This window comes from Microcystis sp. MC19 (assembly GCF_003019735.1).
Lineage (GTDB): Bacteria > Cyanobacteriota > Cyanobacteriia > Cyanobacteriales > Microcystaceae > Microcystis.
Map to the genome: position 1 here is coordinate 2,275,911 of NZ_CP020664.1, position 12,405 is coordinate 2,288,315.

General features: G+C 40.4%; 7 protein-coding genes. 1 reads left to right on the top strand and 6 read right to left on the bottom strand.

The window, feature by feature from the left end:
* Positions 1–209 precede the first annotated feature (209 nt).
* A complete protein-coding gene (locus tag B5D77_RS11590) occupies positions 210–3,143 on the top strand; it encodes an amino acid adenylation domain-containing protein (RefSeq protein WP_106908863.1) in 2,934 nt (977 codons plus the stop codon).
* A gap of 67 nt (positions 3,144–3,210) precedes the next feature.
* Here B5D77_RS11590 and B5D77_RS25850 read toward each other — a convergent pair.
* The 6 genes from B5D77_RS25850 to B5D77_RS11625 form a co-directional block, all read right to left on the bottom strand.
* A protein-coding gene (locus B5D77_RS25850; protein ID WP_159036960.1) for an IS630-like element ISMae29 family transposase occupies positions 3,211–4,349 on the bottom strand; the annotation gives its coding sequence in 2 pieces (ribosomal slippage) (positions 3,211–3,917 and positions 3,917–4,349; 1,140 coding nt in all).
* A gap of 181 nt (positions 4,350–4,530) precedes the next feature.
* Positions 4,531–7,632, bottom strand: coding sequence for an efflux RND transporter permease subunit (locus B5D77_RS11605; protein WP_106908864.1), 3,102 nt, complete (start codon positions 7,630–7,632; stop codon positions 4,531–4,533).
* 272 nt (positions 7,633–7,904) lie between these two features.
* On the bottom strand, positions 7,905–9,461 hold the full coding sequence (locus B5D77_RS11610) for an efflux RND transporter periplasmic adaptor subunit (protein WP_253860502.1): 1,557 nt from the start codon (positions 9,459–9,461) through the stop codon (positions 7,905–7,907).
* A 55-nt stretch (positions 9,462–9,516) separates the two neighbouring features.
* Positions 9,517–10,482: a hypothetical protein gene (locus tag B5D77_RS11615; RefSeq protein WP_008207005.1), complete on the bottom strand. Its 966-nt coding sequence runs from the start codon at positions 10,480–10,482 to the stop codon at positions 9,517–9,519.
* 185 nt (positions 10,483–10,667) lie between these two features.
* Complete coding sequence (locus tag B5D77_RS11620) at positions 10,668–11,357, bottom strand: PEP-CTERM sorting domain-containing protein (protein ID WP_254053071.1); 690 nt, start codon at positions 11,355–11,357, stop codon at positions 10,668–10,670.
* A 125-nt stretch (positions 11,358–11,482) separates the two neighbouring features.
* Complete coding sequence (locus B5D77_RS11625) at positions 11,483–12,289, bottom strand: IS1 family transposase (protein ID WP_254052957.1); 807 nt, start codon at positions 12,287–12,289, stop codon at positions 11,483–11,485.
* Positions 12,290–12,405 lie beyond the last annotated feature (116 nt).

The following is a 12,405-nucleotide window of genomic DNA, read 5'->3' on the forward strand; positions in this document are numbered from 1 at the left end:
CCCTACAAATCAAGTTTAGGACGAACAAAAATATGTCATTCTTACCTAGGTAAGAATCCACAAATATTTATGATATCTTGAACGTTTTTGTACGGCTATAACTCAACCAGCGAAGGTTCGTAATCAGTCCTTAATGGCTACCTTTTAAAAGACCAATGGGCGCAAGCCTTGCGCCCCTACCACCTAACATCTAATAGAGGATTATTCTTATGGCCTTTTCCCCCGAAATTCCCTACTATAAAATTATTAAACAAGCACAATTAACCCCTGATGCGATCGCTGTTTTAGATGAGACTTGTCCCCTAACTTATCAACAATTAGACCATCTTTCTAATCAAGTTGCTGCTTATTTACAGACTCAAGGTGTTAACCCCAATACCAGAGTAGGAATTATGACGGAACGAAATCCGCGCATGATCATTGGTATTTTAGGAATTCTTAAAGCAGGGGGCTGTTATGTACCCTTAGATCCCGATTATCCCGTCGAAAGATTGCGTTATATTCTTGATCATGCCACTATCGAGATTTTACTTACCGAACATCAGGTAAGTGAACAGTTAATTTCTTGTGTGACAGAACCTTTACCCTTGCAAACCGTCCTCTTTTTAGATGAAGGAGAAAGATTAAACAAAATTAATGATTTAACTCAGATTACCACTTCTATCTGGCAAAAACACAGTAAAGAATCCATAAATCTTTGTAATCGTCCTGAGGATTTAATGGTAATTCTTTATACCTCTGGCTCAACAGGACGGCCAAAAGGGGTAATGTTAAACCATCGCGGTTATATGAATCGTCTAGAATGGATGCAAAAGACATTTTCCCTGAAAACAGGCGACCGCGTGGCACAACGCACCTCTTTTTGCTTCGATATTTCCGTATGGGAAATTTTCTGGACGTTAATGGAAGGTGCAACAATATGTCCCGTCAAACGAGAAGTAGTCTTAAATCCTTGGCAATTTGCTGCATGGATTAAAAAGACTAAAATTAATGTAATGCACTTTGTTCCCTCCCTCTTTGGGGAATTTATCAGTGCGATTGAAAACGAATCTTGGACATTTCCTGATTTACGCTGGTTAATCTTTAGTGGGGAAGCCTTACCCATGTCTTTTATCCAAAAATGGCTTGATTGTTATGGATTAAAGACAGGTTTAGCCAATCTTTATGGACCGACAGAAGCCTCAATTGATGTGACTTACCATATTATTACAGAACGTCCTGACGAACGCACCAGCAGCCAAATTCCCATCGGAAAAGCGATCGATAATGTCTATCTCAAAGTGTTGGATGATCAGATGCAACCTGTTAAACAAGGGGAAATGGGAGAACTTTGGCTTGGTGGCGTACAATTAGCGTTAGGATACCTCAAAGATACTGAAAAAACCGCTAAAGCGTTCTGTTCTAATCCTTTTTCTGATGTCTCTGGCGACTATATTTATCGGACAGGCGATCTAGTCAAGGAATTACCCGATGGTACGCTGGAATATCATGGACGTATCGATAATATGGTCAAAATTCGGGGTTTTCGCATTGAACTAGGGGAAATTGAGAGCATCTTAACCACTCATCCCAACGTACGGGAGTCCGCCGTTTTAGCTATTGATTACGGCGAAGGACAAAAACGATTAATTGCTTGTTTATCGGGGGATAAAATCAAAAACCGAGTTCTCAAAGCACATTTAGAGCAGAAACTCCCCCATTACATGATTCCTCAACGATTCGCTTGGTTTCCACAACTTGCTAAGAATCATAACGGAAAGTTAGACCGTAAAGCATTAGCCGCCGAATTACTTCCTGCTCCCGCTGCTCCCGCTGCTCCCCCTACTCCTTCTCTTATACCCCTTGGACCGGCACAAAGTTGGTTAGTCAACTATTTTGAACCTCCCTATCAATGGTTGGGTTATACTCGTTTTCTCTATCATCAGTCTTTGAATCTTGATATTTTCAATCAAGCTGCTAATCTTTTGGTGCAACGTCATGAAGCTTTTCGGACGGTTTGCCTACAAAATCAAGGTAAATGGCAGCAATACCTGATCAATGATCCTCAACCTATCCTAGCAAATTATTGGGATGGAAGCCACTTAACAGAAGCAGAACGTAATGCTAAAATCAAAGCTCAAATGTCAGATTTAGCTAAAACAATCCAGATTGACCGTTGGCCACTCACTGCCACTCTTGTGGTTAAAGTTAGTCCCTATTGCTACGATATTACGATGATCGCTCACCACATCATTGCCGATATGTTAAGTGCAACCATCTTGTTTAAGGAACTTTGGAGTGCCTATCATCAATTATTGGTAGGAAGTGAGCCGACTTTTTCTAACCCTAATCCTCAGTCTTACTTAGATTTTGTACAAGTCTTGAGGGATGAGGAGAAAAAAGGAACAATGAACGAACACTTGAATTATTGGAAGGAACAATTTCCCGATGCAGAGGGTCGCTTTGAAGTCCCCGTCGATCATGTCAAAGGCCCAAATATTGAAGCTTCTGCCGAAAGTGAGCGATTTGTCCTAAGTAAAGCGCAAACTAAACAGTTATTAAGCCAAGGCAAGGCTTATTATCAGTCTAACTTTTATCCTATTCTCCTTGCTCCTTTATACCGTTTATTAGGTGATTGGAGTCAACGCCAACAGGTGGTTATCAGTCATCGTAGTCATGGGCGAGATTTAGGCGAAGGTCAGCCTTTTATGGAAAGTATGGGCAATTATGCTGTAAATTTTCCCATAGGCATTAATTTATCCACTTCTACGACTTGGGAAAAAACTATCAGTACCATCAATGAGCAGTTTGAAAGCTTACCAATGAATGGCGTAACTTATGATTGGATGGGTGAGTCTTTACCTGAATATCTCTATCCTGATAGTAATTTAACCTCAGTACGGGCTAATTATCTGGGAAATCGTTCTGTTCCTCTCTCTGACTTGTTTGAGTTTGTTTATGGCGAGCGCGATTGTCGTTTATCGCCACCGGATCAAAAACGTACCACATTGATTGAATTCTTTTTCCTAATCATAGATGGTCAGTTAGAGATAAGAATTGAATATTCTCGTAATTTCCATCTTCCTACGACCATTCAAAAAATCGGACAAGATTATCTCATTCTTCTTGAGGAATTAGAGCCTATTGACGTTGCTGATTCGTAACCGTTCAGGGGGGGGTGTCAAGCAGCCAGTGGCATTGACTCAGTGGCAGAACTCTCCTAGTAGTCTGTCAAGTTTGAATTGAGGGATAGAGTTTTTTTAATTTAATACGAGCATCAGCAGTAGTAAATCTCCAGTCAACTAAATTTGACTTTTCATTTCGATTTTCTTCCCATGCCTTAATTTCTTGTTTTAAACTATCCATGTCTGGGATACGACGATCAAGACATTGACGATTCAAAACGCTCAACTCAATTTCTGCCATATTTAACCAGCTGCCATGTTTGGGAGTGTAATGAAATTCGAGTTTATCTAAAATTCTCTTGGCCTCTTCCGGTTCAAAGGCTTTATATAATGAGGCTTTTACATGAGTATTTAAGTTGTCTTGAATTACTCTAATTTTCTGGGCATCCGGATAACGCTCATCAACCAAATATTTCATTTGGTGTGCATAATCGCTCGCCGTCCTTTGTTGTGTAACTTCTACATGTCGCCAACCTTGTAATGGTTCAAAAAACATAAACATATTGGCTACACCATTACGCTCATATTGATAGTCATACCTTTCTGGTTCTCTCGGTTCGGCTGGTATTTTCTCTTTTGTTTCTTTGACTAATTGTTTACAACTCTCATCAAAACACAGCCAGGGATTTTGCTGGTCATACTCACTATGATAAATATCCAAGACATCTTCCATGGCACAGACAAACTCCGCTGATTCTTTTGGGGGAATGACCCATGATTGATTCAGCCATGGTTTCAATTCATTTTTTTTAAGGTTTTTCTGATGGTTTCTCGTGATATTTTTTCCACATATTCAAGTTCGACCATTTTATCTGCCAGCATTTGAAGTGTCCATTTTGCTCGTCCCGTTGGTGTTTCACTACAAGCGATGGCAATCAGATCTGCTTCCTTTTCCCCATCGATAATTTTGGCACGGCGATGTTCTTGCTTTTTTCGAGTTAATGATGATTCAATTCCTGACTCGACAAATCTTTGTCGTACTCTCTCAATGGTGGCTTGAGCAACATTTAAGGCTTCACTAATTTTCGAGTCAGTCCAACCACCTTCCTGTTGATTGACGTCTGCTAAAAGCAGTATTCTGGCATGGTTCATTTTGTAAGCTGCTATTTTTCCTTTCTTGGTTAGCTGCTCGAGTTCAGTTCTTTCGGAGTCTGTTAGATCTACAATATATTTTTTCTTCGGCATTTTTTTGTCTGAAGTTGGATAACTTCTTCCAGATTAGCTCTTTTTTTATCCCTCAAAACAAAATTGATGCTCTACTACAATCTTTACTGGCAAACGGTTGTAAGCAATGTATTAGTAAAAATTATCAATTGAATGTTAAGAAGTGCGGAAGGTGGGCAAAATGACGGCGATAATCATACCGCTACCAAGGTTTAGCACTCTGTGTAAGGTTTTTACGACCGAAGAGTAGATATACGGAAGGAACAAAATATAACGCCATTAAAGTTGCGCCACCTAACCCACCGACAATACTAATCGCAAGAGGTGGCCAAAAACCACTGGGATCAAATAATAAAGGGATAAACCCGATAATCGTGGTTAAGGTGGTCGCTACCACATGACGAGTAGCTCGCATAACCACATTTCGAGTTGCTCGACGTGAACCAAGGCTGGCTTGAGTATCATGACGCAAAGCGTCAAGAATTACGATCGAATCATTAACACAGATTCCTAACAGTCCAATGATCCCTAAAATCGCTGTAAACCCAAAAGGATAATTAAACAAGGCCAATGATCCTAAGCCTAGTCCTAAGGATAAAATCGCCACAAGAATAATAATACTAGCCATACGGAAAGAATTAAAAGTGAGGACTAAACTGGCCACCATAACGATCGCTAAAACCCCAAGAGTTGCAATCAAATTACTTAAAGCATCCTGACGTTCTCCTTGTTCTCCGCCAAAATCCCATGAATAACCATAGGGTAACTGAAAATTACTCATTTCTAATCGTTTTTCAAACTCAGAGAGTACCTGTTCCGGTAATACACCAGCTGGAATAAAACCCTGTATGGTATTCATCCGTTGGCCATTACGACGCGCAATGGTAACAATATCGGGGACAATTTCCACATTTCCCACCGCTGATAAGGGAACAATGGTTTGAGAAGATTGTGCAGAATTTCCTGAAGATAAGAGGTTTAATGAGCTAATTTCTGCTAGATTGCCCCGTTGACTATCGGAAGTGCGGACTTTAACCTGGAGTTCCTCCGTTCCTTCTAAAATCGAGCCTCCGACTGTTCCCTCTAAACTGGTGTCTAATTGACGAGCAACGGCTGTTTTATCTAACCCTGCTAAACGTAACTTTTCTTCATTAAGATTGACAGCTAATTTGGGCAAACTTTCGCTTAAAGTGGCGCGAGTATGGATAATATCAGGGGTTTTAGCTAATTCGGCCCGAACTTGATCCCCTAAAACCTGTAATTGCACTAAATCTGACCCATATAAGCGTAATTCAATCGGTGCATCAAACGGCGGACCCTGTTCTAATTGTCGGACAATAATTTGCGCTTGGGGAAAGGCTTGATCTAATTCTTGCTGTAAGGTGCGAATTAACGCACCCGACTTGACGTTTTTCTGAAGTTGAACAATTCCTTGAGCATAATTAGGAGATTGTTCTCGATTTTGTAAGACATTGTAGTAAAAAGACGGCGCACTTTTCCCAATAAACCATTGAACGTCTTGAATTTCAGGATGCTGTAAGATTAACTTTCGAGCTTGCATCACTTGAGACTGAGTTTCGGGTAAAGACACACTGATGGGTAATTCAAAGGTTAAATGAAATTGTTCGCGATCGGTGGGGGGGAAAAACTGTTGTTGTAGGGCAGGAAAGCCAATAAAACCCCATAAGGGAAGAATAAGAATAAGGGCGATCGCTAATAAGGGACGTTGAAAAGTGCGATCTAAACTCCACTTATAAAGGGAGGTTAAACGAGAATGGGTAAATCCGCTTTGCCACCAATATCCATTTGTGGGGGTTGGTTGCCAATGATGTAATCTTCCCGCTAAGGCGGGAATCACGGTGACAGATAGAATAAACGAGCTAATTAGGGCTAAAATTACGGTTACTCCAATCGTTCCGGTAAATTCTCCAGTTCCTCCTGAAGCGGTAGCAATGGGCAAAAAAGCGATAACACTGGTAAAGGTAGAAGCGAGTAAGGGAATAAAAATATGATGTACGGTAGTAGCAACGGCTTTGAGCGGTGATATACCTTCTTCTTCTTTTAAAGCCATTTGCACCTCATCAACCACAATAATCGCATTATCAATTAATAATCCCAAAGCGATAATTAACCCTGTTACCGAAATTTGATGTAGGGGAATGCCTAACACCTTCATACTGCCAAAAACCATCAAAACTGATAAAGGAAGGGATGTTCCCACGATTAAAGATGATTTCCAGCCCATGATCACAAAGGTGATCCCAAAAACTAAGACAGCACCCATGATCAGGTTTGATAAAACCGAGTCCAGTTGTTGCTGCACATAACGACTTTGATTAAAGATAATGTGTAGGCCAATTCCTTGAGGAAGGTTTTTTTCAAATCTTTCTAACTTAGCCTTGGCGACTGTCATCCAAGAATCTAAGCGTCTATCAGATTCCACAAAAGCAGCAATTGCGATCGCCAGTTTTCCCTTAATCATCGCGACTTCTCTGGGGGGATCTTCAATTCCTTTACTAATTCGGGCAATATCACCTAATCGCACTACTTGACTAGAAGCACCTGATTTAATTGATAAACGATTTAAACGGTCTAAAGAATCTAATTCTCCTTCAATTTCCAGCAATAAGTTACTTTGTTCGCTTCGTAATTGGCCGGCAGCAACTTTGGCATCACTTTCTAATATTTGTTGAGAAAGGGACTGTATAGTTAACCCTAAATGGGTTAATTGTTGGGGATCAACTTCAACTCGAATTTCTTCCGTAGGATTGCCAAATAATTCAACTTTTTCTGTTCCTTCAATTGACCGTAAATCATCTTCTAATTCTTGCGCCAAACGGCTCAAAATACCATAATTCGGAGGGATTGATAATTGCCAAGTTAAAGCAACAATTAAGGCGTTGGCTTTCGGTTTTGATTCTTCAAATTCAGGGAGAGAAGTTCCCGATGGTAATTGAGAAACAGCATCATTAACTTTATCACGAATTTGTGACCAAACGGGATCAACATCGGTAATTTGGTCATTTAATTCAATGGTAATGCTGGAGAAGCCAAGCTGAGAGGTAGAATCAATATTTTGAATTTCTTCGACTTCTAGTAAAGCTTGTTCTAATTTATCTGTAACAAGGGTTTCTACCCGTTCAGGAGTTGCGCCAGGAAATTGGGTGTTAATGACCGCAAAACGAGGGGTTAATTCGGGATCTTCCATACGAGGTAAACTGAAAAAGGAAGATAGCCCCCAAACTACGATCGCCAGAATGGTTAAAATTAATAATCGGACGTTTTTATAAAAGATAGAAGACATAGGAGAATGATCAATTAAGAATTGAGAATTATGAAGTTTGGGGGAGAAAGTAATAAGTAGGGAGGCACAATTATTTGTAGGATGGGTTAGCGGTAGCTTAACATAATCGGGGGTTGGGTTGAAGCATGAAACCCAACCTACGTTCATCTTATATTTAATTCCACCCACCCACTTAAGTAATAAGTAATAAGTAATAGGTGTTCAGCTTTTCATTGATAACTGCTCACTGTTTACTGTTCACTGTTCACTGTTAACTGATAACTGCTCACCGTTTACTGTTTACTAATTTTTACCCTTTGCCCCGAAATAATGCGATTTGTGCCATTAGTAATCACTTTTTCGGTTCCGTCTAATGTTCCTCGCACGAGAACTCGCTCCCCATCGGTGTATAAAACCTCCACATCCCGACGTTCTACGACAAATCCTTGGGATGCATTCCCATCTCCTAAGACATAAATTGACCATAATCCTCGAATTCCCTTAACAAGAGCGGTACTAGGTAGCCAATAACCCGAAGTATTAATGTTTTGTTGCCATTGCCAGGTTACAATTTGTCCAGTGGTTAGTAGGGGCGAGGTAATCTCGCCTGTACTTCCTGCTCCTTTAACTTGAAAAACCACCGTTACGGTACGACTGGCAGCATCTAGTTCAGGTAAAATTGCCTTAACGGTCGCTGAATAAGATTTTTGGTCAATTTGTAGGGTTTGTGATTGTCCCATCTTGATCTCAGAAGTCAGGGACGTAGGAACACCAATATGGGCTTTAACCCCGTCTAATTGTACCAAACGCACCACCCCTTGACCCGCTTGTACCGCCGTTCCTTGATCGAGATAACGTTTTTGAATTTTGCCCGAAAAAGGGGCTTTAAGAACGGTCTTTTCTAAATCAAGTTCAATACTAGCTAAACGACTATCTAGCTGTTTAATAGCTGCTTTTTGGGCTTCAATCACTTCCCTGCGAGTCCCTGCTAACAACTCATCCAGTTGACTTTGAGCCTGTTTAACCCTTGCTCGCTGTTGAGTTAAGATTTCAGGGCGTGTTCCTGCTAATAGCTCATCTAATTGGCTCTGGGCCTCATTAACCCTTGCCTGTTGACTATCCATATCTGTGACCACTTCGTCAAACTGTTCACGAGAAATAGCCCCTTGCGTATAAAGATTCTGTCGTCGCTCCTGTTTACTACGAGCCAAAGCTAATTGTGCTTGCAGGGTTTTCAAACGCGCTTGAGCTGCCGCAATGGTTTCAGCACGATGTCCCACTTCCATCTCTTGTAGCTGAGCTTTTGCTTGAGCCAAATTTGCTTGGGCTGCGGCAATGGTTTCAGCACGAGAACCCGCCTCCATTTCCTTTAATTGTGCTAAAGCCTGTTGTTTTTGGGCTAATAAGTCTTGTTTTTGGGCGATTAATTGACGGTCATCTAAACGAGCAAGGGGCGTTCCTTGATTCACCCATTGTCCTTCTGTCACCAGCAGTTGAGTCATTGTTCCTCCTCGTTCAAACCCTAAATCACTGGTATTTTGAGCGACAATTTCCCCAGTGTAAGTTCGAGACTGTTGATAAGCATTGACCTGTACTAGCTGGTCGATTTCAACGGGGAGAAGATGTTCATTTTCGGCAACAGAAGGGGCGATTGGTTGAGTTGGTTGACTCATTGACCCAATCCCATAACCGACTCCTAACAATAAAAGTCCCCCAAGATACCATCGCCTAACCCCTTGGAAACGGCGTTGTGAGTGTTTTTGAGGTTCAGAAGAGGTGACGGTGATTTTTAGGGGATCTTCCGACGTCGGGGGTGACAGAGGATGGCTATCTGGCATAAGTCTATTCATGAGAGCATTTAACGTGAAGACCGGGATGGGTCTCAGCTTATCTACAACTGCTGTCTTATTCTTTCCGAATTTTATTTTTTAAACGACACCCCACGGCAATAATGCCTAAACTCATTAAGCCAAGGATAACAGACGGTTCGGGAGTCGAAACAATTCTCAGTTGCAGGGGAAATTGAATCGAAATGACAGGATTCAAATTACCCAACGAAGGATCAAAAAAAACACGATCTGGAAAAACGGCGGCATCTTCACTGACTAATTGTACCTTATTAGAACTCACATCCGCTAAGAAAGCATCGGCTAATCCGTCAAATTCTCCGAGCAGGCCGGCTACCTTAGAAACAGTAAAGGGATCACTAATAATGGCTTCTGTGTCATCACTAGAAGCAGTGGTTGCACCATATTCTAAGAATGAGTAAATATCACTATAACCAAAGCTAATAATTTTAGTGGTATCTAGCAATAAAAAGCTTTCTACTTCATTAAGATTAGCGGCATAAATGCGTTCTTCTAGAGAAGATGTAGGAGAGGAAAAATAGTTCTGTCCATTAATATCATTTCCTAAATTCCAACTCTTGGTAAAATCCCCGTTTTTAGGACCAAAACTAAACCCAATACGATCGACATTAATACTGTTATTGGTGAGGAAAGTCGCAAAGTTAGAAAATCCTGTAATATTATTTAACAAGGTGGCGGATCGGGTTGCACCTGGCACATTTTCGGGACTAAAATCAATCCCCGCAGCATAATAGGGGGCTGGATTTCCTGGTGAATTTAAAGCGGTTTCAGTGTGACCTGCGCCATAGCCCACAAATCCTTGAGGAGTCGGGTCTGTTCGCTTTCCAAATAACCGCAAACAGTTATTAGAAGCAATGGGCCGAGTTGTAATAAATTGGATGGAACCAAAATCAAATAAATCACCTGTTTCACAACTAGCAGCACGAGTGGGAAGGGGAGCTAATAAAGTGGCTGTTCCAGTGGTAGTTAGCCCAAGTAATAAAGCAAAATGACGCATAGACATGAGTTTTTTCCTAATTCAAAATAGGGGCATATTGAAAAACCATTAAGGGTTTTTACTGATCAGGGTATTTCTAAATTGGCAAGGATTAGCGATTTAGATAGATTAATTTTAGATTTGATGATTAAGTTTTTTTAATTTCAATCTATCTAGACATCATCTATATCTAGTTTAAAGTGGGAAAGTCCTCAGCAAAATGGAGAATCTTTGGCACAATTTGTAGATTTTTTGTTTTTGTCGAGGAGTCTAGTTAAATGATTTAGTAAAAAATTAGTAGTTTTATTTAATACATAAAAATTTAGAAAACCTGCAACTAAGACAACCATTAATAATCCTAATATACTGCTTGGTTCAGGGACACTTTGAGTCGATAAAGGCACAAATGAACGATCTGCTCTACCGATAGCAATTTGTAGCCCTTCCACCGATTGAGTCGCTCCAGCTTTTCCTAAAAAATCACTAAATTCTTTAGTGAAAAGAAAAGGAACAGGTTCCAGTGACCAAGTATTATTATTGAGGTCAACATTAGGTAATCCAGGTTCGATCGGACTGAGAACTTTAAGACCTGTATTGAGTGTATCGGTTATAAAAACCAAAAAGGGTAAGGGAATATCTGGATTAGTGTTTGTTTGGAAGGATGCGGAAAAATTTCCTATTTCTAAAACTGAGGGAAGACTCAACTTATTTTGATCAACGTTAAAAAATATACTTCCCGTAAATTCAGTCGTTCCACTAATCACTTCATAATTGCCTGTTTCTTTATCGTAACTAAATACCCAGTCAGTTCCTCGTATATTGGGGTCAGAACTAGGAGGAAGAATATCAAAAGCATGATCGTATCCTGGTGCAGGAGTATTAGTATCCTCAACAGATGCCAAAGATAAACCAATACTTTCTAAGATGGCTAATCCATCGGGATCAAAGCTAAGACTTTCTTTTCCACCTGTTTCGATATAAATAACAGGTTCAGCTTTGGTGGTGATTCTGTAGTAGTGATGGCGGCTTAATCCTTTGCCAGTTGTGCATTGTAGTCATGGATAAAATACCAAACAGCCCCAACGTGATTCTCCATTTTTTTAGAGAAAGATAGACTCTCTCTCACCAACCGAGAAATCCTTTGTCGAAAGGTATTATTTAATCTTTCAATATGATTAGTTTGACCAGTTTCTTTCCCGACTGGTCGATGACGTTTACTGGGAATTACTGTCTTATATGACTCCCAAAAGTCTGTGTAAGCAACTGCACATTGTCGGTAAACACCTGGTAAACTAGCCCAAAGTTTTTTGGCTGATTGACGACTCCTATCTCCTAAATAGCAACCAATAATTTCTCTTGTATTTCTATCAATTGCCAGCCAAATATAGACCTTTATCGTCTTAGAAAAAACAAAAGACCACATTTCATCACATTCTATAACCAATTTACCTTTTGGTTTGTCCGAAACCTTTATTTGACGGGGGACAGCCGCCAGTTTATTGTTGACATAATTTTGTAACCATGACCAACTTACCCCTGTTACTCTAGCAATTCCTCGTAAGGAAATTCGTTCGAGCAAGAGTTTATCAATTAATTGTTTGGTTTCGTCAGAGACGGTTTTATTAGTGGGATTGATCACAAACTGACGACCACATTCTTTACATTGACGTTTGGGTTTTCCATTATGAATAGAACCATTCTTGATCGTATGGTGAGAACCACAATTAGGACAGGGGAACGGAGGTGAACTAGGGGGGGGACTTTGTTCGGTGCTAGACTGATATTTCAGTAAGCCAGACAGGAGCCAGAAAAAGATATTTATCAGAAAAGTCATGATCAAGCTAGAGGTTTAAAGACTGATTCGAGCCAATTATTTTTATTAATAAATATTTTACACAATTCATACCAGGTAAGCAAGAGAGCTACGCCACTACTACCGAATCATTACCC

Coding starts and splice junctions, on each gene's coding strand:
- B5D77_RS11590 (WP_106908863.1), top strand. CDS start 210: ATGGCCTTTTCCCCCGAAATTCCCTACTATAAAATTATTAAACAAGCA.
- B5D77_RS11605 (WP_106908864.1), bottom strand. CDS start 7,632: ATGTCTTCTATCTTTTATAAAAACGTCCGATTATTAATTTTAACCATT.
- B5D77_RS11610 (WP_253860502.1), bottom strand. CDS start 9,461: ATGAATAGACTTATGCCAGATAGCCATCCTCTGTCACCCCCGACGTCG.
- B5D77_RS11615 (WP_008207005.1), bottom strand. CDS start 10,482: ATGTCTATGCGTCATTTTGCTTTATTACTTGGGCTAACTACCACTGGA.
- B5D77_RS11625 (WP_254052957.1), bottom strand. CDS start 12,289: ATGACTTTTCTGATAAATATCTTTTTCTGGCTCCTGTCTGGCTTACTG.